The 24700-nt window shown below is 62.1% G+C and carries 18 protein-coding genes; 14 read left to right on the top strand and 4 right to left on the bottom strand.

Annotated features, from left to right (window positions below):
• Positions 1–50 precede the first annotated feature (50 nt).
• From GA0061105_RS09220 to GA0061105_RS09235, 4 genes are read left to right on the top strand one after another with little or no spacing between them, the layout of a single operon-like run.
• On the top strand, positions 51–746 hold the full coding sequence (locus GA0061105_RS09220) for a DUF1045 domain-containing protein (protein WP_092749578.1): 696 nt from the start codon (positions 51–53) through the stop codon (positions 744–746).
• 13 nt (positions 747–759) lie between these two features.
• A complete protein-coding gene (locus GA0061105_RS09225) occupies positions 760–1899 on the top strand; it encodes an alpha-D-ribose 1-methylphosphonate 5-triphosphate diphosphatase (RefSeq protein ID WP_092749580.1) in 1140 nt (379 codons plus the stop codon).
• Positions 1896–2501 (top strand): phosphonate metabolism protein/1,5-bisphosphokinase (PRPP-forming) PhnN, encoded by a 606-nt coding sequence (gene phnN, locus GA0061105_RS09230; protein WP_092749582.1) that lies wholly within the window; start codon positions 1896–1898, stop codon positions 2499–2501. The genes GA0061105_RS09225 and phnN overlap by 4 nt, the downstream gene beginning before the upstream one ends.
• Before the next feature lie 9 nt (positions 2502–2510).
• On the top strand, positions 2511–3014 hold the full coding sequence (locus tag GA0061105_RS09235) for a GrpB family protein (RefSeq protein ID WP_092749584.1): 504 nt from the start codon (positions 2511–2513) through the stop codon (positions 3012–3014).
• Between the two features lie 27 nt (positions 3015–3041).
• Here the strand turns inward: GA0061105_RS09235 and GA0061105_RS09240 are convergent, their stop codons facing one another.
• Together GA0061105_RS09240 and polA are read right to left on the bottom strand one after the other, a co-directional pair.
• Positions 3042–5411, bottom strand: a complete 2370-nt coding sequence (locus tag GA0061105_RS09240; RefSeq protein ID WP_092749586.1) for a DNA translocase FtsK — start codon at positions 5409–5411, stop codon at positions 3042–3044.
• A gap of 171 nt (positions 5412–5582) precedes the next feature.
• A complete protein-coding gene (gene polA / locus GA0061105_RS09245; RefSeq protein ID WP_092749588.1) occupies positions 5583–8582 on the bottom strand; it encodes a DNA polymerase I in 3000 nt (999 codons plus the stop codon).
• Positions 8583–9088: 506 nt separating this feature from the next.
• On the opposite strand from polA, the gene GA0061105_RS09255 reads away from it, so the two are divergent.
• Positions 9089–9505, top strand: a complete 417-nt coding sequence (locus tag GA0061105_RS09255) for a MarR family winged helix-turn-helix transcriptional regulator (protein WP_064693338.1) — start codon at positions 9089–9091, stop codon at positions 9503–9505.
• 4 nt (positions 9506–9509) lie between these two features.
• Here GA0061105_RS09255 and GA0061105_RS09260 read toward each other — a convergent pair whose 3' ends face one another.
• Positions 9510–11900: a bifunctional diguanylate cyclase/phosphodiesterase gene (locus tag GA0061105_RS09260; RefSeq protein ID WP_092749592.1), complete on the bottom strand. Its 2391-nt coding sequence runs from the start codon at positions 11898–11900 to the stop codon at positions 9510–9512.
• Between the two features lie 213 nt (positions 11901–12113).
• Between GA0061105_RS09260 and GA0061105_RS09265 the strand changes: the two genes are divergently transcribed.
• The 6 genes from GA0061105_RS09265 (at position 12114) to GA0061105_RS09290 (ending at position 21376) form a co-directional block, all read left to right on the top strand.
• The gene (locus GA0061105_RS09265) at positions 12114–13502 is read left to right on the top strand and encodes a dipeptidase (RefSeq protein ID WP_092749594.1); all 1389 of its coding nucleotides are present in this window, start codon (positions 12114–12116) and stop codon (positions 13500–13502) included.
• Between the two features lie 398 nt (positions 13503–13900).
• Complete coding sequence (locus GA0061105_RS09270) at positions 13901–14572, top strand: SH3 domain-containing protein (protein WP_092749596.1); 672 nt, start codon at positions 13901–13903, stop codon at positions 14570–14572.
• Between the two features lie 526 nt (positions 14573–15098).
• Positions 15099–17426: a transglycosylase domain-containing protein gene (locus GA0061105_RS09275; RefSeq protein ID WP_092749598.1), complete on the top strand. Its 2328-nt coding sequence runs from the start codon at positions 15099–15101 to the stop codon at positions 17424–17426.
• Between the two features lie 282 nt (positions 17427–17708).
• Positions 17709–19625: a molecular chaperone DnaK gene (gene dnaK, locus GA0061105_RS09280; RefSeq protein WP_092749600.1), complete on the top strand. Its 1917-nt coding sequence runs from the start codon at positions 17709–17711 to the stop codon at positions 19623–19625.
• A gap of 85 nt (positions 19626–19710) precedes the next feature.
• Positions 19711–20838 (top strand): molecular chaperone DnaJ, encoded by a 1128-nt coding sequence (gene dnaJ / locus GA0061105_RS09285; protein WP_092749602.1) that lies wholly within the window; start codon positions 19711–19713, stop codon positions 20836–20838.
• A 337-nt stretch (positions 20839–21175) separates the two neighbouring features.
• On the top strand, positions 21176–21376 hold the full coding sequence (locus tag GA0061105_RS09290; protein WP_064693332.1) for a hypothetical protein: 201 nt from the start codon (positions 21176–21178) through the stop codon (positions 21374–21376).
• Positions 21377–21532: 156 nt separating this feature from the next.
• Here the strand turns inward: GA0061105_RS09290 and GA0061105_RS09295 are convergent, their stop codons facing one another.
• Positions 21533–21895, bottom strand: a complete 363-nt coding sequence (locus GA0061105_RS09295) for a helix-turn-helix domain-containing protein (RefSeq protein ID WP_064693331.1) — start codon at positions 21893–21895, stop codon at positions 21533–21535.
• A gap of 380 nt (positions 21896–22275) precedes the next feature.
• Between GA0061105_RS09295 and recF the strand changes: the two genes are divergently transcribed.
• From recF to GA0061105_RS09310, 3 genes are read left to right on the top strand one after another with little or no spacing between them, the layout of a single operon-like run.
• Positions 22276–23400, top strand: a complete 1125-nt coding sequence (recF, locus tag GA0061105_RS09300; RefSeq protein WP_092749604.1) for a DNA replication/repair protein RecF — start codon at positions 22276–22278, stop codon at positions 23398–23400.
• On the top strand, positions 23397–24215 hold the full coding sequence (locus tag GA0061105_RS09305; protein ID WP_064693329.1) for a molybdopterin-synthase adenylyltransferase MoeB: 819 nt from the start codon (positions 23397–23399) through the stop codon (positions 24213–24215). Before recF ends, GA0061105_RS09305 begins: the two co-directional genes overlap by 4 nt.
• Positions 24212–24700: a GNAT family N-acetyltransferase gene (locus GA0061105_RS09310; RefSeq protein WP_092749606.1), complete on the top strand. Its 489-nt coding sequence runs from the start codon at positions 24212–24214 to the stop codon at positions 24698–24700. The genes GA0061105_RS09305 and GA0061105_RS09310 overlap by 4 nt, the downstream gene beginning before the upstream one ends.

The raw sequence follows: 24700 nt of genomic DNA on the forward strand, positions 1-24700 counted from the left end.
ATCACTGCACATTGCGCTCCCCATCTCGACGATCCCCAGGATAAACAGCCTTGCGCTACGCTCTCTATTTCTCGCCGCCGAAGGATGATCCCCTGACCGGCGCGGCCTCGCTCTGGCTTGGTCGTGACGCCTTTACGGGCGAGACTTATCCTGCACCGAAACATGAGATGCTCGGTGCCGCGGAACAGTTCGAGCTGACCGCCGAGCCGCGCCGCTACGGCTTTCACGCGACGATCAAGGCACCGTTTTCGCTCGCCGCCTCCGTCACCGAGAAGGATCTCATGGCGGTTGCCGAGGAGCTTGCCGCGCGCACGCCGGCCTTCGAGATTCCCGAACTCGTGCTTGGCCGGCTCGGCCGCTTTTTTGCCCTTGTTCCCGGCTCCGTTCATCAACCTCTTCAGGATTTCGCCGCGAAGGTGGTAATGTCATTCGAGCCGTTTCGCGCGGCACTTTCCGAGGCCGATATCATCAGGCGCAACCCGGAGAAGCTCAGCGAAAGCCAGCGCGCCAACCTGCAACGCTGGGGTTATCCTTACGTCATGGAGGATTTCGGCTTTCACATGACGCTGAGCGGCCAGGTCCCCGCCGAGCGCGCCGAAGTCATGAAGGCGATCCTGACCGAGCGCTTTGCCGATTTCACCGGTCGGCCGCTTTCGATTTCCGGCCTTGCCGTCTTCACCGAGGAGACGCGCGGTGCCCCGTTCAAAGTTCATTCCTGGCTGCCGCTCAACGGCGCCAAACGCTGAAAGACCCGACTATATGAGCAAAGAGACCGTCTTTTCCAACGCCCGCATCGTTCTCGAGGACGACATCCTCTCAGGATCGATCCTCATTCGCGACGGCAAGATCGCCGATATCTCTGAAGGCAATTCGGCAGCCGGCGAAGATTTCGAGGGCGACTTCATCATTCCGGGCCTTGTCGAACTGCATACCGACCATCTCGAAGGTCATTATCAGCCGCGCCCGGGCATCCGCTGGCACAAGACGGCTGCGGTCCAGGCGCATGATGCCCAGATCGTCACATCGGGCATCACGACGGTCTTCGATTGCCTGCGCATGGGCGCGGACGAGGACGGCGGTTTCGAACATGGCGAGATGCGTGAGATGGCCGACGCCATCCAGTCGGCGGAGAAGGAGGGCAGGCTGCGCGCCGAGCACCTCATCCACCTGCGCTGCGAGGTATCGGCCGACAACGTGCTCGAACATTTTGCCGATTTCGAAAAGGATCCGCATGTGCGGTTGGTCTCGCTGATGGATCACGCGCCGGGCCAGCGGCAGTTCCAGACGATGGATCAGTACATCTTCTACTACCAGAAGAAGCGAGGCCTGAGCGATGAGGCTTTTGCCCGTTTCGTCGCCAAGCGCCAGGCGGAATCGGCGCGCAATTCGACCCCGCATCGAAACGCCATCGCCAAGGTATGCGCCGAGCGCGGCATCACCGTCGCAAGCCATGACGACGCCACGCTTTCCCACGTCGACGAGGCGATCGACAATGGCGTGCGCCTTGCCGAGTTTCCGACCAGCTTCGATGCAGCCCGGGCGTCGCACGAGCACGGCATGAGCGTGTTGATGGGCGCGCCCAACATCGTGCGCGGCAAATCCCATTCCGGCAACATCGCCGCCCGCGATCTCGCAGAGATGGGCGTGCTCGACGTGCTGTCCTCCGACTACGTGCCGCTCAGCCTGCTGCATGCGCCCTTCATCCTCGCCGATGAGGTGGAGAGCATCACGCTGCCGAAGGCGATCGCGATGGTGACTTCGACGCCGGCCCGCACCGTCAGCCTCGACGATCGCGGCCGGATCGCGACCGGCCTGCGCGCCGACCTTGTCCGCGTCCACCGCGCGCATGGCGTGCCGGTAACACGCTCCGTTTGGCGCCAGGGACGCCGTGTCGCATGACCCCGCACGAACCCCATGCGGCAGCCGGAGCCGAGCGCGGCATCATGGTCGTGGTCGTCGGCCCGAGCGGCGCCGGCAAGGACACGCTGATGAACCTGGCTGCGCGGCGTTTTTCCGGCCGCGACAACGTGCATTTCGCGCGCCGCGTCATCACCCGCCACCGTAATGCCGGCGGCGAAGATCATCTTTCCGTCTCCCTCGAAGGCTTTGCCGCCATGGAGCAGTCAGGCTCCTTTGCCGTCTGGTGGGAAGCGCATGGCCTGAGATACGGCATTCCGGCCGAAGTCTCGGTGGCGCTGTCGAGAGGCCATATCGTCGTGGCTAACGGCTCGCGCTCGGCGCTTCACCGCTTCCAGGCCGCCTTCCCCCGGCTGAAGGTCATCAATGTCACGGCCAGCCCCGAGGCGCTCGCCAGCCGGCTGGAGGCGCGCGGCCGCGAGACCCATGAGGACATCATGGCGAGGCTCGCCCGCGGCCCGCTGACGGTACGCGGCGATTATGACGTGACGGAGCTCGACAATAGCGGCTCGCTCGAAGAGGCCGAAGAGAAGATGATCGCAATCCTGGATGGGTTGCTGGCCGAAGTGCACTCGACACAGTAGAGAAGCGGGATGCGCGCCATCAATGTCGTCGATTACGACCCTTGCTGGCCACTGCTCTTTGCTGAAATCAGCGCCGAAATCTCAATCCTGCTCGGCGACCTCGTGCTGTCCATCGCTCATATCGGCAGTACATCGGTGCCGGGCCTGGCCGCCAAGCCGAAGATCGACCTCGATATCGTTACGATCTCCGACGACGCTCTGCCGACGGCAATCGATGCGGTGCGCACTGCCGATTTCATCTTCCACGTCGATAGGGGAGAGAAACGCTGGGCCTTCACCAGGGATCACGAAGGTTACGGATCCAAGCTCTATCTCTGCGGACCCGGTAACCGGGCGCCTCGCGAGCGCATCCGGTTTCGCGACTATCTCCGGGATCACCCGGAAAGAGCCCGGGCCTATGCCGAGCTAAAACGCCGCCTGGCCGTGGAGGCAGGCGGCGATCGGGATTTCTATACCGGCGGTAAGACCGAATTCGTCAGCGAGACGGTGCGGCTGGCAGCCTTACGGACATGAATCGGAGTGCGTAGGGCCAGTGCCCTATCAATCCCCGTCGCCCCGTCCCGAGACGATCTCGCGCTTACCGACATGGTTGGCCGGGCCGACGAGGCCTTCCTTCTCCATGCGCTCGACGAGTGAAGCGGCTCTGTTGTAACCGATACCGAGGCGGCGCTGGATGTAGGAGGTCGAGCACTTCTTGTCGCGCATGACGACCTTGACCGCCTGCTCGTAAAGCTCGTTGCCATCCTCGGAGGCCATGCCGCTCTTGTCGAAAACGGCGCCGGCGTCTTCCTCTTCCGCCTCTTCCTCCTCGTCGGCGGTGACGGTTTCGAGATATTCGGGGCGGCCCTGAGTCTTCAGGTGCGCAACGACTTTCTCCACCTCGGCATCGGAGACGAAAGGACCGTGGACGCGGGCGATGCGTCCGCCGCCCTGCATATGCAGCATGTCGCCCTGGCCGAGCAGCTGCTCGGCGCCCTGTTCACCGAGGATGGTACGGCTGTCGATCTTGGAGGTGACCTGGAAGGAGATGCGGGTCGGGAAATTCGCCTTGATCGTGCCGGTGATGACGTCGACCGACGGGCGCTGGGTCGCCATGATCAGGTGAATGCCCGCGGCACGCGCCATCTGCGCCAGACGTTGGATCGCACCCTCGATCTCCTTGCCGGCGACCATCATCAGGTCGGCCATTTCATCGACGATGACCACGATATAGGGCATCGGCGCGAGATCCAGCTCCTGGCTTTCCTCGATCGGCGCGCCGGTCCCCTTGTCGAAGCCGGTCTGGACCATGATGTGGATGGTCTCGCCCTTTTCGCGCGCCTGGGAGACGCGGCCGTTATAGCCGTCGATGTTGCGCACGCCGAGGCGCGACATCTTGCGATAACGCTCCTCCATCTCGCGCACGGCCCATTTCAGCGCCATGACCGCCTTCTTCGGATCCGTGACGACGGGCGTCAGCAGATGCGGAATGCCGTCATAGACGGAGAGTTCCAGCATCTTCGGGTCGACCATAATCAACCGGCACTGCTCCGGCGTCATGCGGTAGAGCAGCGACAGGATCATCGTGTTGATGGCCACCGATTTGCCCGAGCCGGTGGTGCCGGCGACGAGCAGATGCGGCATCTTCGCGAGCTCGGCGATCACAGGCTCGCCGCCGATGGTCTTGCCGAGGCCGAGCGCCAGCTTATAGCCGCTCTTGTCGAAATCCTGGCTCTCGATCATCTCGCGGAAATAAACGGTTTCACGCGTGACGTTCGGCAGCTCGATGCCGATGACGTTGCGGCCGGGGACGACGGCGACGCGGGCCGAAAGCGCCGACATCGAGCGGGCGATATCGTCGGCGAGGCCGATGACGCGCGACGACTTCACGCCGGGCGCCGGCTCGAATTCATAGAGGGTGACGACGGGGCCGGGGCGGACATGGATGATCTCGCCCTTGATGCCGAAATCCTCAAGCACGCTTTCCAGAAGACCGGCATTCTGCTCCAACGTCTCCTGCGACATGATCTCGCCGAGACGTTCAGGCGGCTCCTGCAACAGAGCACGCGGCGGGAATTCATAGCCCGACGCATCGACCCTTTCAGGTCTCGCCGCAAGGCGCGGCGACGGCAGGACGGCGGCGACCGGAGGCGTCGACCGAGGCGCTGGGGCGGCCTGTAGCATCGGGGCGGCCTGAGGCATCGGGGTTGCCTGAAGCACCGGCATGACCTGAGGCATTGGAGTGGCCTGGGGTGCGGCCTGGGGCGCCAACGCGATCGTCGCCTCGCGAGCCCGCGGCGGCTTTTCCAGGGAAATCGCCGCCGGCGGGCGCGGAGCCACCGGCGCGGTCGTGGCAGCCGGCGGCTGGGCCGGGCGGGATGCCGACGGGGCGGGCTTCAGCACGCCCGGACGCCATTCCATGACGCGGAACAGGGAGGTGATCGATTCGGGCGCGGTCTCGATCTTCGGAAGAACGATCGCGGGCGCGCGCACCGGTTCGCCTTCTTCGAAGGCCATGACTTCCCAGAAGGCGAAATCGGAAATCGAAGACAGTTCGGAAGCGGCGCGCAGGGGGGAAGCCTCCACCGCGACGGCCGGCGCCTGCGGCGTCTCGATCGTCTGAGCCGGCGCTGCGGCAAGTTCGCCGGGCTCCGGCAGATAGATGTCGAAGGGCACGTCAACCGCGACCGGCTCGATCCGTATTGCCTGCTGTTCAGATTGCGGTTCGCCGCGAACAGGCTCGTTCGACGGACGGCGCCGGCTGATCAGCGTTTCCGGCGTGCGGGTGAAGCGAACGTTCGGCGCGAGGGAAAAGTTGCTCTGCCAGATCGGCGCTGCGGGCTTTTCGCCTGCAATTTCCTCCTGAAGTTCCGTTTCAAGCCCGCTGGAAAATTCCGCGGCATCCGTCAAATTGGTTCTGGGAAAACGCATGCGTCCGCTACTCACTCATGCCTGACAAATTACGACCCTACCGGGATAGAAAAGGAAGGTTAATAAGTTCCTTCCGGCCGTTCCGTTCCGACACGGCCTCCGGGTATAATTCGATGCCATTTCAATGATTTATGTAAAGCGGAAAAATCTTCGCTTTTTTGACGAGGCGTTTTAGTGCGCCTCGTCCCAATTGCTGGCGGCGCGGGCATCGACCTTTAGCGGCACGCGCATTTCGTGCGCCGGCATGGTGGCGTTTTCCATGACTGAGACGATGATCGGCATCGCCTTTTCGACATCCTCGTCCTCGACTTCGAAGATGAGTTCGTCGTGCACCTGCAGCAGCATGCGAACGCGCTCGGCAAGGCCGGCTTCGGCCAGTGCCGGCTCCATTTTGATCATCGCCCGACGGATGACATCGGCGGCCGAGCCCTGGATCGGCGCGTTGATCGCCGCACGCTCGTTGAAGGCGCGCACGGAGGGATTGGAAGAGCGGATTTCGGGATAGTTGATTCGCCGGCCGAAGATCGTCTCGACATAACCCTTGTCGCGCGCCATCGCCTTGCGGCTTTCCATATAGTCGCGGATGCCGGGGAAACGCTCGAAATATTTCTTGATGTAGTCGCCGGCTTCCGAACGCTCGATCGAGAGCTGATTGGCGAGACCGAAGGCCGAGATGCCGTAGATGATGCCGAAATTGATCGCCTTGGCGCGGCGGCGCACCTCACCCGGCATGCCTTCGACCGGCACGCCGAACATTTCCGAGGCCGTCATGGCGTGGATGTCGACACCATCCTCGAAAGCCTTGGTCAGCTGCGGGATCTCGGCCACATGGGCAAGCACGCGCAGTTCGATCTGGCTGTAGTCGGCCGAAATCAGCTTGTGACCCGGCGTCGAGATGAAGGCGGTGCGGATCTTGCGGCCCTCAGCGGTGCGCACCGGAATGTTCTGCAGGTTCGGTTCGGACGAGGACAGGCGCCCCGTCGTCGTCGAAGCCAGCGAATAGGAGGTGTGCACCCGCTTGGTCTCCGGGTGGACATAGCCGGGAAGCGCGTCGGTATAGGTGGATTTCAGCTTGGTGAGCTGGCGCCAGTCGACGATCTTGCGCGGCAGCTCGAAACCGGCGGCGGCGAGATCCTCGAGCACCGAGGCTGAGGTCGACCATTGTCCAGTCTTCGTCTTGTTGCCGCCGGCAAGCCCCATCTTGCCGAACAGGATGTCGCCCAGCTGCTTCGGCGAACCGATATTGAAACGCTCTCCGGCGAGCTGGTAGATCTCGTCCTCCAGGCGCGCCGCGCCCTGCGCCAGTTCGCCGGACAGGCGCGACAGGATCTGCCGGTCGACGGTGATGCCGCGCGCTTCCATATGCGCCAGCACCGGCAGCAGCGGCCGCTCCAGCCGCTCATACACGCTGGTGAGCCCCGCTGCCGCCAGCCTCGGCTTCAGGACCAGCCACAGGCGCAGCGTCACATCGGCGTCTTCGGCGGCATAGTGGGTGGCGCGGTCGATATCGACCAGATCGAAGGTGACGTTCGCCTTGCCGCTGCCAGCCACGTCCTTGTACGGAATCGGCGTATGGCCGAGGAATTTCTCCGAGAGCGGGTCCATGCCATGCGCGCCGGTGCCGGCGTCGAGCACGTAGGAGATCAGCATCGTGTCGTCGAAACTCTTCGTCTCGATGCCAAAGCGCTTCATCAGGAGGTAGTCGTATTTCAGGTTCTGGGCGACCTTGAGAACCGATTCGTCCTCCAGCAACGCCTTCAGCCGCGGCAAGGCATCGCGCATGGGGACCTGGTTTTCGGCAAGACCGCCGCCGAGCAGATCACCGACGCCGTTCTTGTGGGCAAGCGGTATATAGGCGGCGCGGATCTTCGTGCCTGTGGGATCGGTGATATTGTCGGCGATCGCCATCGCGAAGCCGACCAACTCGGCCTGCATGGCATCCAGCGACGTAGTTTCGGTATCGAAAGCCATGAGGCCGGTGTCGCGCGCATCGGCGATCCATCGGTCGAGCGTCGCCAGATCGCGGATCGTCACATAGGTTGAATGATCGAAGGGCAGCGCTGCAAAGGCCTCGGCCCGCGCCTTGGCGAGATCCGCGGGCGAAAAGGCGCCTTCGACGCCGGCCTTCACCTTTGCGCGCGGCGGCACCGGCACCGATGCGCCGGAAACGTCGGGGATACCGCCGGCAACCGGTTCCGGCTCGGCCGCATCGAGATCGGGACCATGGGCTGCCTTGCCCCATTCGATAGGGACGACCGCCGGTTCAATGGCGCTCGCATCGCAATCGCAGACTTCGGCGACGCGTCGGGTCAGAGATGTGAATTCCATCGTCTTCAGGAAGCCGATCAGCTTCGGACCGTTCTGCGGCTCCAATACCAGCGCGTCGAGATCGAGATCGAGCGGCACGTCGGTACGCAGCCGCACGAGTTCGCGCGAAAGCCGCGCCATCTCGATATTGGCAAGGATCGTCTCGCGGCGCTTGACCTGCTTGATCTCGGTGGCGCGTTCGAGCAGCGTGTCGAGATCGCCATATTCCTCGAGGAGCTGGGCGGCGGTTTTCGGGCCGATGCCGGGAATGCCGGGAACATTGTCGACCGAGTCACCGGTCATCGCCTGCAGGTCGATCATCTTTTCCGGCGGCACGCCCCATTTCTCGACGACATCGGGAATGCCGATCTGCTTGTCCTTCATGCTGTCATACATGTGGACATTGGATGTGACGAGCTGCATCAGATCCTTGTCCGAGGAGACGATGGTGACATCGGCCCCCGCGGCTTCGGCCTGGCGGGCATAGGTGGCGATGATGTCGTCGGCCTCGAAGCCTTCGGTCTCGATGCAGGGCAGGTTGAAGGCGCGGGTCGCCTCTCGTATCAGGCCGAATTGCGGGATGAGCTCTTCCGGCGGTGCCGAGCGGTTCGCCTTGTAGGCGTCGTAGAGATCTTTGCGAAAGGTCTTGGCGGAATAATCGAAGATGACGGCAAGATGGGTCGGCGTCACCCCGACATCGGTATTGCGCGCATCCCTCAAAAGCTTCCACACCATGTTGCAGAAACCGGAAACGGCGCCGACCGGCAGGCCGTCAGACTTGCGCGTCAGCGGCGGCAGTGCGTGAAATGCCCGAAAGATGAATCCGGAACCATCGACTAGGAAGAGGTGATCGCCTTTTTTCATGCGTGCATGGATAGCGCGGGCACGAAAGGAGGTCCATATAAAGTTCGTTGCGCCAAAGAGATAATGAGGTCCGAGCGCGCCTGCGCCGCGCCTCTATTCAAACGCGCAGAGGGCGCGGCAGCATTCTGAATTGGCGCATAATTTCAGCCTGAAATCCATCGCGGTGTAACAATGAGGGCGGAGAATTCCTGCTCACCAAACTGTTACCGATTTGTAACGTTCCGTGACCCTTGAAAAACCACATTCGTAGCTCCAAATCCATGTCACCGGCGCTTGATCGCGTCGCGGGTCTGATTACCGGCTTGTCCCCCGCCGCATCAGGCTTGGACAAAGGCCTTATCCCCCTCTCCGGGCCTTTGTCCCCATTTTAAAGTCGCCATGGCCAACCTCCAGGCCATGGCGACTTTTGTTTTTACAGCTTGCATTTTTTGGAGCGCCCTATGCTATTTGCTGCATTGTCTCCGGCACGGTTTTGAGCCTAACTTGCAATCATGGGATTTAACCGCATGGATTCGGGAGCCTACCTTGCCAGCCAGCTGGCGAAGGGTTTTGCCCGCTCGCTGCACCAGCGCGCGGTCGGGCTCGGTTTCTCTCCCGGCCAGTTTCCCATCCTGCTGGAACTGTGGGCCGCGGACGGGCTGACCCAGAAACAGCTTCTCGAGCGCGTCGATATCGAGCAGGCGACCATGGCCAATACGCTCTCGCGCATGGTCCGCGACGGGTTGATCGAACGCCGGCCGCATCCGTCCGACAAGCGGGCTCAGCTGATCTTCCTGACGCCGAAGGCCCGCGCCATGGAAGCCGAGGCGATCGAGACGGCGCGTGAGGCGGACCTCGCCCTGTTCAAAGGCTTTCGCGGATTCGAGCGCGAGCTGACGCTCGAATATATCCGCCGGCTGCTGGAAAACGCCAAAGCGCTCTGATGGATCATTCGCAGGCAAGCCGCGCAGCTCGCCGCCACGGTATCGGCTGCGCGCCTGCGTCAGCCGTCGATGACAGCAGGCTTTTGCGGGCGGCGGCGAGCTTGATGCTCGGCTCGATATCCGGCTTGCCGAGCAAGAAGCCCTGCACCTGGGCGCAGCCTTCTTCGAGGACGATCTGACGCTGCGTCTCGGTTTCGACGCCCTCCGTCACGACAGGCATTCCGAGACTGTGACCGAGGCCGATGATCGCGCGCACGATCGAACGCGCCGCCGCGTCATGCTCCAGCATGCCGGTGAAGCTGCGGTCGACCTTGATCTTGTCGAACGGGAAGGTGCGCAGGTTGGAAAGCGAGGAATAACCAGTGCCGAAGTCGTCCATGACGATGTGAACACCCAGGCTGCGCAGACGCTGCAGCGTGGCCATGACCCGATCGCGATCACGGATGAGAGCGGCCTCGGTGATCTCGATCTCCAGCCGGTCGGGCGCGAGCCCCGTTTCCTTGAGAATCGCCTCGATCCGCTCAGAAAGATTCGGCAGCATGAACTGCACCGGCGAGACGTTGACGGCGATCTTGAGCGGTTGCGACCAGCGGGCGGCCTCCATGCAGGCCTCACGCAGCACCCATTCGCCGAGCTGGACGATCGACCCGCTTTCTTCGGCGATCGGAATGAAGACATCCGGCTCGCTCATGCCGTGGCCCGGCCGGTTCCAGCGCATCAAGGCCTCGTAACCGCTGACCTGGCCGCTCTGCGCATCGAGAATCGGCTGATAGCTGACATGGATCTGATTGCGGGTGATGGCGTGGCGCAATTCGCTTTCGATCTGGCGGCGGGCGCGCGTGGCCTCGTCCATTTCCGCATCGAAGAAACAGGCCTTGCCGCGGCCGCCATGCTTGACCCGATAGAGCGCGATATCGGCATTGTTGCAGATCTCGTCTGCGTCGCTTCCGTCGGCCGGATAAAGGGCGATGCCGAGGCTGACGCCGACGGCTGTGGGGTCGCGTGCCGTATCCATCGCGACGGCGAATTCGTCGAGGATCGCGGCTGCGAGCTTCTGCGCGGCCGCCGGCTGCTGCCCGGCTGGCTGGATGATGGCAAACTCATCGCCGCCGAGGCGGGCAATGGTATCGCTTTCATCGGCCACGCGACGCAGGATCGAGGCGACCTTGCAGAGAATTCGGTCGCCCTCGGCGTGGCCGAAAACGTCGTTGACGGTCTTGAATCGATCGAGATCGATATAGAGGAGGGCAACCTCGCTGTTCATTCGTTCGGCCATCTGCAGCGCCTGGCGGATGCGCGTGTCGAACAACGATCGGTTCGGAAGATCGGTGAGAACATCGTGGTGGGCGAGGTGTTCGATCATCTCCTCGGCCTGTCTGCGTTCGGTCAGGTCGCGCACCGCCAGCACGTCGCAATTGTGCCCGCGATAGACGATCCTGCTGGTGTTCACTTCGACGGCGATCTCCTTGCCGCTGCTGGTGTTGAGCAAGGTTTCGCCGGGCCTCTTGTGCCCCTGGATGGCCATCAAAGCAGCGGAGGGCGCCTTGCCGACAAGATCGGCAAGCTTCCAGCCGGAAAGACCTTGGAAACGTTCATTGGCATCGATGATCCTGCCTTCCCGCAGAATCAGCAATCCCTCCTGCGAAGCATTTGCCAGTCCTCTCAGATCCGTCAGGTGGCTTTCGATGAAGACCACCGCGATGGCGGTTAGAATGAGAGCCGTCGCCGCGACCACGACGATCGCAGCCAGCAGTCTGGTATCGAGCACCGTCGCCGGGACCTCTTTGCCGGGATCGGGCACGAGGGTGATGCTGGCCATCGAAATGAAATGGAGGGTGCAGATCGCAAGGACGAAGGTGACCGACGAGGCGAGGAGCCGCCTCGCCCCCTTCCAGCGGAAGAAGGCCTGGAAGGCCGCGCTCGACAGCAGCGCTCCCGCGAGAACCGCACTTAGCGTCATAGAGGGATCGTAGAGGATCACCGCCTGAGTCTCGATCGCCTGCATGCCGGTCAGGTGCATCGAGGCGATGCCGAGCGCCATCAGGACGCCGCCGCAGATGCACGAAAATCGGCCGCGGCTTTGCGAAGCGACCAGGATCGCCACCCACGAACCGACAACCGACAGGAGGAAGGAAAGCGCCGTCAGCCCCAGTTGGTAGCTGATCGGCATGCCGCCGTCATAGGCCAGCATCGCGATAAAGTGCGTTGCCCATACGCCGGTGCCGAAGGCGAAAGCCGAGGCGCCGATCCAGACCTTGCGCCGCCCGGCTTCGCATTCCTGGGCGCGCGAAAGCGGCAGCATCGCTGCCATCGCGCCAACCAGACAGACCACGGCCGCCGCGAGCACCAGCCGCCAATCGTGATCTTCCCGAATACATGTAATGACCGAAAACATCCGCCCCCCCCAAAAGCTGAATTCGATCAGGTTATTTAGGTTCTGCTAAATAACTGTAAATTGAATTAGGAACTTCTTCTATATTATCCGGCAAATCTTCTTGAGAGCGATCCAGATCGGGTCGCTTTTCGCGCCGCCTATTTTTGCTTTTCCGCCTCGCTTGCCTTGCTGGTTTGGTCTATCGTCCCGCCAAATTGCAAAAAGGAGTCGAAAATGACGGATCTACAACAGGTGCTTGCACGCGCGGATCAGAACCTTGCCTCGAGCCTCGATAAGCTGTTCGAGCTTCTGCGCATCCAGTCGATTTCCACCGATCCCACTTACAAGGCCGAATGCCGGAAGGCAGCCGGATGGCTGGTCGCCTATCTCGAAGGCCTCGGCTTTACCGCATCGGTGCGTGACACGCCCGGCCATCCGATGGTGGTCGCCCACCACGCCGGCGCTTCCGCCGACGCGCCGCACGTTCTCTTCTATGGCCATTACGACGTGCAGCCGGTCGACCCGATCGAGCTCTGGGAAAACGATCCGTTCGAGCCGTCGATCAAGGATGCCGGCAATGGCCGCAAGATCCTGACCGGTCGCGGCACTTCCGACGACAAAGGCCAGCTGATGACTTTCGTCGAGGCTTGCCGCGCCTATAAGGAGATCAACGGCGCGCTTCCCTGCCGCATCACCATTCTCTTCGAGGGCGAAGAGGAATCGGGCTCACCGTCCCTGAAGCCTTTCCTCGAAGCCAACGCCGCCGAACTCAAAGCCGATTATGCGCTGGTCTGCGATACCGGCATGTGGGACCGCGATACGCCGGCAATCGCCGCGGCGCTTCGCGGCCTGGTCGGCGAGGAGGTGGTCGTGACGGCCGCCGACCGCGATCTGCATTCCGGCCTCTTCGGCGGCGCGGCAGCAAATCCGATCCATATTCTCGTCGAGGCGCTCGCCGGCCTGCACGACGAGACAGGCCGTATCACGCTTGACGGCTTTTATGACGGCGTCGAGGAAACGCCCGACAACATCAAGGCGTCATGGGAGACTCTCGGCAAGACCGCGGAAAACTTCCTCGGAGAAGTCGGCCTTTCCATTCCCTCTGGTGAAAAGGGCCGGTCGGTGCTGGAACTGACCTGGGCGCGGCCGACCGCGGAAATCAACGGCATCTGGGGTGGATATACCGGCGAAGGCTTCAAGACTGTCATCGCCGCCAAGGCCTCCGCCAAGGTTTCGTTCCGGCTCGTCGGCAGCCAGGACCCGGCCGCCATCCGCGAGGCTTTCCGCAACTATGTGAGGTCGAAAATTCCGGCCGACTGCTCGGTGGAATTCCATCCGCATGGCGGCTCGCCGGCGATTCATCTCTCCTATGATTCGCCTGTTCTGACCAAGGCGAAGACGGCGCTTTCCGACGAGTGGCCGAAACCTGCCATCGTCATAGGCATGGGCGGCTCGATCCCGATCGTCGGAGATTTCCAGAAGATGCTCGGCATGGAATCGCTGCTCGTCGGATTCGGTCTCAGCGACGACCGGATCCATTCGCCGAATGAGAAGTACGAGCTTGTCTCCTACCACAAGGGCATCCGCTCCTGGGTGCGTATCCTTCAGGCCCTCGCCGGCTGAACGGCGATGGCGCGCCTTACGGCCCGCCCCTCAAAATCAAAAACAAAAGGCCGGTCGCCCGGCCTTTCGTCGTCCGCTCGGCTCGGTGCCAGTTCATCCGTGGTCAAGGAGCAAGCGGGTATTGCCGTCAGATTGCCGCTGGAAGGTTAACAGACGGTTAACGGCCCTCTCATGAGGCGTTCTCGATGACCCTGAGAGCGCACCTGAATGTGGCGCACAAATCTCCCCCCGTTCAAGCTGCGTTCATCGCGCTCGGCCTATAAGGTTTTGAAAGACAAGCGAATGATGGCGCCCTAACAAATGCGGGCAATCGCTCTATCTTTTGTTCCAGATGGCATATGCCAAAGGAAACGCAGCCGAGCGCTGCCTGAAAAACACGCCAACGAGGAGTGAGAAGCGTGAGAAACCTCATCGTCAAAATAGCCGCGACCGCGCTGCTTGTGCTGGCTCCGGCAATAGCGCAGGCCGCCGAGGGATACTCGACGGCAAACGTCAACATGCGCGCGGGTCCAAGCACCCGATACCCGGCCGTCGCCGTCATACCCGCCGGTTCGTCCGTCGAAATCCGTGGATGCCTTTCCAACGTCAACTGGTGCGACGTCGAATTCTACGGTGGCCGCGGCTGGGTCTCCGGCCAGTACGTGCAGGCGGTTTACGAGCAACGCCGCGTCTATGTAGGTCCGCGATATTACCGTCCGCTGGGCATTCCGATGGTCACCTTCAGCGTCGGCAATTATTGGGACCGTTACTACCGCAATCGCGATTTCTATCGCGAACGTGACCGCTGGAGCCGCGGTCCGGACTACTATTACCGCGACCGTGACTATCGGGATCGGGATCGCCTTCGCGAGTACCGGGATCGGGATCGCGTTCGCGAGTACCGGGATCGCGACCGCGACTGGCGTGACGACGACCGGAGACAGGAAGTCCGCCGGCCGGAGCGTCGGGAAACCGATACGAATTTCCGTGACCTGCCGCAGTTCAGAGGCGGGAAGGCCGACACCTATAACCGTCCGGATCACAGGGCCTCGCCCTTCGTCTGCCGCCCGGGCGATCCCTCCTGCGACTGAAACACCGAGGGCGGCAGCGATGCCGCCCTCTCTGCATGGAGGGCTCACTGCGAAAGCGCAGTCAAGAAAAAGCCCGGCGCTCCTTGGGGGGATGCACCGGGCCTGATGTCGATCGGCGCGCGTTGAGGGGAGACGGCCGATCAATCGCGGGACGTGAGGGGCTGTCCCGCTTCTCCATAAACAGTCGTCGAGCCTATTGGTTCCGCTCGCCGCATTAATTCCTTAAATCGAAAATCATGCCGCAATGCACCCCTCGGTCTCGCCTCATGACCGCGCGGCTTCGACAGTGCGGCCGCCGTCGCTGTCGTCCTTTAACACCCCGTTAAATCGCCGCAATTACAGTTCACTCGGATGATCGCGCCGCCCGCCGCATAGTTCCTTGAACCGCGATCGATTTAAGGAACTATGCAGCACTTGAAAGTGCGACAGCGTCCTCGTGCGTCTAAATGGACACGCGACGCTGTAAAACGGGCGCCGTTATGCGAAGTGGGCTTCGCGATCGAACAGGGGATGCGACCGGTCCGCGATGGCAGGCAGAGGCAAATCAGGCAACAGAATCGAACCGTCCTTCAGCGGCCGCCCGGCTCGCGACGATGATGAATTTTCGCTAGACGCCGACGACCGCGTCATCGCAAGCAGATCCGCGCGACGCGGCGGCTCCAAGCCCCCGCAGCAGCGCGCCGCCCGCCAGCGGCGGCGGGAGCCGCGGGAACGTGACGGCGGCGGCTTTTTCGGCTTCCTGCGCGGGGTGGTCTACTGGTGCGTCGTGCTTTTCATCTGGGCCGGCATCGGCGTTGCCGGGCTTGTGGTCTATTACGGCTCGCGCATGCCGAGCGCCAGCACGTGGGCGATCCCCGAGCGGCCGCCGAACGTCAAGATCACCGCCGTCGACGGCAGCGTCATCGCCAATCGCGGCGCCACCGGCGGCGAGGCGCTGTCGCTCGAAAACATGTCGCCCTATATTCCCGAAGCCGTCATCGCCATCGAAGATCGCCGTTTTTATTCGCATTTCGGCGTCGATCCACTCGGCCTCGGGCGGGCGATCGTCACCAATTTCACGGCCGGCCACATGGTGCAGGGCGGCTCGACGCTGACGCAGCAGCTTGCCAAGAATCTCTTCCTCTCTCCCGAGAGAACGCTGGAACGCAAGGTGCAGGAGGTGCTGCTGGCGCTCTGGCTGGAGCAGAAATACACCAAGGACCAGATCCTTGCGATGTATCTCAACCGAGTGTTTTTCGGATCGAACGCCTATGGCGTCGAGGCGGCATCGAGGCGCTACTTCAACAAATCGGCGCGGGATGTGAACCTCGGCGAGGCCGCGGTGCTGGCCGGCCTGCTCAAGGCGCCGTCGCGGCTTTCGCCGGCCCGCGACGCGGAGGCGGCGAATGCGCGCGCCCAGCTCGTGCTCGCGGCGATGCGCGAGCAGGGCTTCATCACCGATTCCGAGATCAAGACGGCGATGTCGCAGACCCCGGCTTCGGCCAAGAGCTACTGGTCGGGCGCCGGACATTATGTCGCCGACATGGTTATGGACCAGTTGCCGGGCCTGATCGGCGATGTCAAGGAAGACGTCATCGTCGATACGACCATCGACAAGTCGCTGGAAAAAAAGGCCGAGCAATCGCTGGTCGACGTGCTCGACAAGGAGGGCGACAAGCTCGATGCCTCGCAGGCAGCCCTCGTCTCGATCGACGGCACCGGCGCCATCCGGGCACTCGTCGGCGGCAGGGACTATGCGACGAGCCAGTTCAACCGCGCCGTCAAGGCCAAGCGCCAGCCGGGATCTTCGTTCAAGCCGTTCGTCTATGCGGCAGCGCTGGAAAAGGGGCTGACACCCTTTTCGGTGTTCAACGACGCGCCAATCCGCATCGGTGACTGGACGCCGGAAAATTACGAGAAGAAATACAATGGCGAAGTGACGCTGGCGACCGCGCTCTCCAAATCGCTGAACACGGTGGCCGCGCAGCTGGTGATGTATGACGGGCCGGATCAGGTGATCAAGCTCGCCCACCGGCTCGGCATAGAAAGCGAGCTGCAGCCGAACGCCTCGATTGCGCTCGGCACGTCCGAAGTGTCGCTGATGGAACTCACCGCCTCCTATGCTGCCTTCATGAATGGCGGCTATAAGGCGACGCCGCACGTCATCCGCCGGGTAACCACCGCCGAGGGCAAGGTTCTATACGAAAATACCTATGACAGCCCGCCGCGTGTGCTCTCCGAAGAGATCGCCGCCCAGATGGACACGATGATGATGGGCGTCATCGAGAATGGCACCGGCAAGAGCGCCAAGATCCCCGGCTGGCAGGCGGCGGGAAAGACCGGCACGACGCAGAACTCACGCGACGCGCTCTTCGTCGGCTTCACCAGCAACCTTACAACAGGCGTCTGGTTCGGCAATGACGACGGCAAGCCGATGAAGAAGGTGACCGGCGGCGGTCTTCCGGCCAAGGCCTGGAAGGAATTCATGATCGCCGCCCACAAGGGTCTTTCGCCGGCGCCGCTGTTCGGCAACGGCCAACTGATCGACAATCCTAGCAATGGGCGGCCAATGGCGCAGGCAGCACCCGACGGCGGGCAGCCGGTCACGGCCGAAGTGCCGCCTCCGACAACGATCGGCGGCATCATTTCCGGCGTCTTCGGCGGCGGCGAGAATACCGAGCGTTATCCGCAGGCGCCTGTCCGGCAACAGCGGGCAAGCCAAGGAAACGGTCCAGTTCCTCCTGCAGACGTTGCCGAAGGCGGCGGTCCAGGCTACGAAGGCATGGTGCCGCCCGGTGATATCGGTGGGCCTCAGACGACCTCTTCGGTGCAGCCGCGGCGCACGACCCTGCTCGATCTGATCATGGGTCAGTGAAATTCCTTGCTGCATGCCCGGCGTAAGCCATATATCCTAGAAATCTCACGCTTTCCGGAGATGGAGCGACCTCTTTTCCGGCTCCTGCGAAAATTGAAGGCAACACATTCGTTTTGCTGGATTCCGGGCTATTTCCCGCCTTGCAGTCCAGAAAACCGCTCCTTATATACGCCGCATCACCGCAATCACGATTGCGTAATCTTAAGTAGACCCATCCCGTAAGGGGCTGTCAGGGAAATGCCTTCTGGGGGTTCCGACAGCTTGCTTCAAGGAGAGAATGACATGGCAAAAGTAATTGGTATCGACCTTGGAACGACGAATTCCTGCGTCGCAGTCATGGACGGCAAGGACGCGAAGGTCATCGAGAATGCGGAAGGTGCGCGCACGACCCCTTCCATGGTGGCCTTTTCCGATGACGGCGAGCGCCTCGTCGGCCAGCCGGCCAAGCGCCAGGCGGTCACCAACCCGACGAACACCCTCTTTGCAGTGAAGCGCCTGATCGGCCGTCGCTACGAAGACCCGACCGTCGAGAAGGACAAGCATCTCGTTCCCTTCAGCATCGTCAAGGGCGACAATGGCGACGCCTGGGTCGAAGCCAATGGCAAGGGCTACTCGCCCGCACAGATTTCCGCGATGATCCTCCAGAAGATGAAGGAAACCGCTGAATCCTATCTCGGCGAAAAGGTCGAGAAGGCCGTCATCACCGTTCCCGCATATTTTAACGACGCGCAGCGTCAGGCGACCAAGGATGCCGGCAAGATCGCCGGCCTCGAGGTCCTGCGCATCATCAACGAGCCGACCGCTGCCGCCCTCGCCTACGGCCTCGACAAGAAGGAAGGCAAGACGATCGCCGTCTACGACCTTGGCGGCGGCACCTTCGATATTTCGATCCTCGAAATCGGCGACGGCGTCTTCGAAGTGAAGTCCACCAACGGCGATACCTTCCTCGGCGGTGAAGACTTCGACATGCGTCTCGTCGAATATCTCGTTGCCGAGTTCAAGAAGGACAACGGCATCGACCTGAAGAACGACAAGCTCGCCCTGCAGCGCCTCAAGGAAGCTGCCGAAAAGGCCAAGATCGAACTCTCGTCCTCGCAGCAGACCGAAATCAACCTGCCGTTTATCACGGCTGACGCATCCGGTCCGAAGCATCTGACGCTGAAGCTGACCCGCGCCAAGCTCGAAAGCCTGGTCGACGATCTTGTCCAGCGCACGATCGCGCCCTGCAAGGCCGCCCTCAAGGATGCAGGCGTCACCGCTGCCGAGATCGACGAAGTCGTTCTGGTGGGCGGTATGAGCCGCATGCCGAAGGTGCAGGAAGTCGTCAAGCAGCTGTTCGGCAAGGAGCCGCACAAGGGCGTCAACCCGGATGAAGTCGTCGCGCTCGGCGCTGCCATCCAGGCCGGCGTCCTGCAGGGCGACGTCAAGGACGTTCTGCTGCTCGACGTGACCCCGCTGTCGCTCGGCATCGAGACGCTCGGCGGTGTCTTCACCCGTCTGATCGAACGCAACACGACGATCCCGACGAAGAAGAGCCAGACCTTCTCGACCGCCGAGGACAACCAGCAAGCCGTCACCATCCGCGTTTCGCAGGGCGAGCGCGAAATGGCTGCCGACAACAAGCTGCTCGGCCAGTTCGACCTCGTCGGCCTGCCGCCGTCGCCACGCGGCGTGCCGCAGATCGAAGTCACCTTCGACATCGACGCCAACGGCATCGTGCAGGTTTCGGCCAAGGACAAAGGCACCGGCAAGGAACAGCAGATCCGCATCCAGGCTTCCGGCGGCCTCTCCGACGCCGACATCGAAAAGATGGTGAAGGATGCCGAGTCGCATGCTGCCGAGGACAAGAAGCGTCGCGAAGGTGTAGAAGCCAAGAACCAGGCCGAAAGCCTGATTCACTCGACGGAAAAGTCGCTGAAGGATTACGGCGACAAGGTCTCCGAAGCCGACCGCACCGCGATTTCCGACGCGATTGCCGCTCTCAAGTCCGCGACCGAGGCAACCGATATCGACGCAGAAGACATCAAGGCCAAGACCCAGACCCTCATGGAAGTGTCCATGAAGCTCGGCCAGGCGATCTATGAAGCACAGCAGGCCGAAGGCGGCGCTGCTGCCGATACCTCCGCGGAAGGCGGCGACAATGTCGTCGATGCCGACTATGAGGAGATCAAGGACGACGACCGCAAGAAGTCCGCGTAATCCGCGGCGGCGTGATAATGCTTCAACACCTGATCCGGCTGCTTACCATGGCAGCCGGAAATCCATTTCCGGGGTTTAATCCTTAATGGCAAAAGCGGACTTTTACGAAACTCTGGGTGTAGCCAAGTCGGCGGACGAGAAAGAGCTGAAGAGCGCCTTCCGGAAGCTGGCGATGAAATACCATCCGGACAAAAACCCGGATGACAAGGACGCCGAACGGAAGTTCAAGGAAATCAACGAAGCCTACGAAATGCTAAAGGACCCGCAAAAACGGGCAGCCTATGATCGTTATGGCCATGCGGCCTTTGAGCATGGCGGCATGGGCGGCGGTGGCGGCGGCTTTGCCGGCGGCGGCTTCTCCGACATCTTCGAGGATATTTTCGGCGAGATGATGGGCGGCGGACGGGCGCGCCAGCGCTCGTCGGGCGGGCGCGAACGCGGCGCCGACCTTCGCTACAACATGGAAATATCGCTGGAAGAGGCCTTCTCCGGCAAGACGGCGCAGATCCGCGTTCCCACTTCCATCACCTGCGACGTCTGTTCGGGTTCGGGCGCCAAGCCCGGCACACAGCCGAAGAACTGCGGCACCTGCCAGGGCACGGGCCGCGTGCGCGCGGCACAGGGCTTCTTCTCGATAGAGCGGACCTGCCCGACCTGCCACGGCCGCGGCCAGATCATTCCCGATCCGTGTACTAAGTGCCACGGCCAGGGCCGCGTGACGGAAGAGCGTTCGCTCTCGGTCAACATTCCCGCCGGCATCGAGGACGGCACGCGCATCCGCCTGCAGGGCGAGGGCGAAGCCGGGACTCGCGGCGGACCGGCGGGCGATCTCTATATCTTCCTTTCGGTGAAGCCACATGAATTCTACCAGCGCGACGGGGCCGATCTCTATTGCGCCGTCCCGATCTCGATGACGACGGCGGCTCTCGGCGGGACTTTCGACGTGGCGACGCTCGACGGCACCAAATCGCGGGTGACCGTGCCTGAGGGCACGCAGGCGGGCAAACAGTTCCGCCTCAAAAGCAAGGGCATGCCGGTGCTGCGTTCGGCGCAGACGGGCGACCTCTATATCCAGATCCAGATCGAGACACCGCAAAAGCTCACCAAACGCCAGCGCGAGCTGCTGCAGGAATTCGAGCAGATTTCCTCCAAGGAGAACAATCCGGAGTCGACGGGTTTCTTTGCCCGGATGAAGGAATTCTTCGAAGGCTGAGCCGCCGATCGATCCGCAATCGCGAAAGCCGGGGACGGAAACGTCTCCGGCTTTTTTAGGGCGCAAATCCTGATTTTGAGCCATATGCCGTTCATGCCAAGCGATCTGTTCCAGATCGATACGATGCCGGATCGGCAGAGGGACTTGCGTTAACGCAGCCCGATGATGCCGCTTGCAAGTTTTCCAAAAGACCTCAATCTCTGCCGTCAGCGCATCACTCAGGAGAGCGGAATCGATCTCAGGAAGTGATGCGCAATTTCAGAGCGATAGAGCGTTTTCAGCGCGTCCAATAGGACGCGGGCGCTCTAACGGGGACCAAGAAGCAAGAGTATCGATCATGGCGCCAGCCTTTTCCTCTCAGTCAGAAGATGTCGACGTTCTCGCCGGCGCCATCTATACATGGTGTGCCGAGCGCAACATCAAGCTCCGCAGCCAGCAGGGGCTTTCCATCGCGAGTATGGCAATCGACCTCTATCATGCCGGTCACCAGACGCAGGACGATCTGTTGACGGCATTGCACGGGTGCGAGATTCACTAAAGCAGCGCGCATCGAAATTGATTCATGCGACGGTCACTGCGCGTGCCCAGGTCTTCCGCTTCAGGCTGTTGACGATCAGCCCTGCACCGTCCGGACGCCTTCGATAGCTGAAGAAACCCTGCTTTTCCGGGGGCCAAGTTGGCTGCTCCGCCGGAGTCAGGCAGCGGTTTCGACTGCTTCGCCACTCATCAGAGTAAGGATGGTCTTAACCGCTTCCTTGCCTGCGGCCGAGTTCAGCTTGTCGTAGCTCAGCGCAAGGGCATAGGCATCAGGGCTGAGTTCGATACGGCCGAATTCCGATATGCCGGTTCCCTCGAAGAGGGCTGAGATCTCGACATTGAGAAAAACCGCGATCTGATGCAGCTTGCTGGCTGAAACGCGGTTCGTTCCCTTTTCATATTTCTGGATCTGCTGGAAAGTCAGTCCGAGTGCTTCACCGAGTTCGAGTTGGGAAACACGACGAATGGCGCGAAGTTGTCTGATGTTGCGACCAACGATGATATCGACCGGATCTGGCACTTCACCACTCTCTTATACATGAACCTTTTGTTCACCATATCGCTTTTGCGAGATAACGCAACCAAAGAGTTGCAAAATTCAACCGACTTTTTCTGGGCTTTACGTTACGTCAGCCGACCCCGAAGGCTATGGTAAAAGCCCTGGTATACAGGCAATCTGAGAGCGCTGGCGATGGTCATCGTCGGTGAGGCGGCGGTGTCGGAGTGCATTTGAGGCGGTTGTATTTTTTTGGGACTCTGAAAAACCGTACTGATCGGTTCCGGAACCGTTCGCGTCACTACGCTTCTTATTAAAGGGGCGTGATCGGTGCTGCGAAGCGGCGAGCCTTGCCATCGGCGCCGCTTCGGCTTAGCTGTCACGCTTCACGAACCGGACACGAAATGCCGCATAAGGTCTCACTTTCCCGTCTGAAGCTGATAGACTTCCGCAATTATGCGGCCGCGAGCCTTAGCCTCGATGGTCGGCATGCCGTGCTGACGGGAGACAATGGCGCTGGCAAGACCAATCTGATGGAGGCGGTCTCGCTGCTTTCGCCTGGCCGCGGCATGCGCCGAGCGGCCTATGGCGAGATGACCCGGGTCGGCGCGACCGGCGGCTTTTCGATCTTCGCGGCACTTGACGGCATGGAGGGTGAAGTCGAGATCGGAACGGGCGTCGAAACGGGCGAAGAGACCACAGCCCGCCGGCTGCGCATCAACGGCACCCCGGCCAAAACCGCCGACGAGTTGACAGATCACCTGCGTGTTCTCTGGCTGACACCGGCGATGGACGGGCTCTTTACCGGCGCCTCCTCCGACCGCCGCCGCTTTCTCGACAGACTGGTGCTGTCGCTCGACCCCGCCCACGGCCGCCGCGCCAGCGATTTCGAGCGCGCCATGCGCAGCCGCAATAAACTGCTGGACGAAGGCCGGTTCGATCCGTCCTGGCTTGCGGGCATCGAAGAGCAGATGGCGAGCCTCGGCATCGCCATGGCGCTCGCTCGCCAGGAGATGCTCGGCCTGCTGACCCGGTTGATCGAGGAAACATTGGAGAGTTCGCCTTTCCCTTCGGCCTCACTACAGCTGTCAGGCTTCATGGACGGCCAGTACTCGCGGCCATCAGTCGACCTTGAGGACGACTACGCGGCGATGCTGGCCGAGAGCCGTTATCGCGATGCCGGCGCGAGGCGCACGCTGGAGGGGCCGCACCGGGCCGATCTCATCGTCCACCACCGCGAAAAGGCGATGGAGGCGGAGCGTTGTTCTACCGGCGAGCAGAAAGCACTGCTTGTCGGCCTGGTGCTTGCCCATGCGCGGCTCGTCGGCAATCTCACCGGCCATGCTCCGATCCTGCTGCTCGACGAGATCGCCGCGCATCTCGATGAGGGGCGTCGAGCCGCGCTGTTCGACCTCATCGACGGGCTCGGCGGCCAAGCCTTCATGACCGGCACCGATCGGACGATGTTTTCGGCGCTCGCAGACCGAGCGCAGTTCTTGACGGTTGCGGACGGAAGGGTGTTCGGATGAGGGAGACAGCTTTTCCCGATGTCGAGGACCATGCTACCATCGCCGCCATGGAACCTCTCAGCCCAGATGAAATCGCCCGGTATCACCGCCACATCCTGCTCCCGGAGATCGGCGGCGCGGGCCAGCAGAAACTGAAGGCGGCCCGCGTGCTGGTGATCGGCGCCGGCGGCCTCGGAGCGCCGGTCCTGCAGTATCTCACCGCCGCCGGTATCGGCACGCTCGGCATCGTCGACGACGACCGGGTGTCCCTCTCCAATCTGCAGCGTCAGGTGATCCATGATTCCGGCACGATCGGCGAGTTGAAAACCGAAAGCGCTGCCCTGGCCATTGCCAGGCTCAACCCCCATGTGCGGCTCATCCGCTTCGAGGAACGCTTTTCCGCCGAAACCGCCCAGCGGCAGCTTGCCGGCTTCGATTTGCTGATCGACGGTTCTGACAATTTCGGTACGCGTTATGCCGCCGCCGACGCGGCGGAAGAGGCGCAGATTGCGCTTGTCACCGGCGCGGTCGGGCGTTTCGATGGTTCGCTGACAGTCCTCAAGCCTTTTGAGACCGGCGAGGACGGAACGCCCAATCCCACATATCGCGATCTGTTTCCGGAGGCGCCGCCGGCGGGGCTGATCCCCAGCTGCGCCGAGGCCGGCATCATCGGCGCGCTGACCGGCGTCATCGGCACGATGATGGCGATGGAGGCGATCAAGCTGATTACCGGCGCCGGCGAACCGCTGATCGGACGGCTGCTGCTCTACGACGCGCTCTCGGCCCGGTTCGATACGATACGCTATAAACGACGCAGGCAAGGACAGGCCCTATGAAGATCATACGTCTGGATCAGACCTTCACGCGCTGGGACGAACTGCTCGCGCTCATCCTTGCCGCCTTCGCCTCGATGAACGGCAGGATCGATCCGCCCTCTTCGGCGCTCAGCCTTACGACGCAGTCGCTTGCCGAAAAAGCCGAGGCGGAGATTGCTCACGTCGCCATCGATGGCGAAAAGCTTGCCGGCTGCGTCTTCCTGCGGCCGGAGCCCGATTGTCTCTATATCGGCAAGCTCGCCGTTCTGCCGCACGTCCAGGGCAAGGGGCTCGGCAAAAGGTTTCTGGCAATTGCCGAGGAGACGGCTGCAGGGCTCGGCCTTCCGGCCTTGCGGCTGGAAACCCGGATCGAGCTCACCGACAACCACGCCGTCTTCGCCGCCTGGGGATTTTTCAGAACAGCCGAGAAGGCGCATCCCGGCTTCGTCCGGACGACCTTCATCGAGATGCAGAAGGTGCTTGCGCCTTCCGCCCGCTTCGCCTGA

The sequence above is a fragment of the Rhizobium aethiopicum genome (assembly GCF_900094625.1).
Taxonomy (GTDB): domain Bacteria; phylum Pseudomonadota; class Alphaproteobacteria; order Rhizobiales; family Rhizobiaceae; genus Rhizobium; species Rhizobium aethiopicum.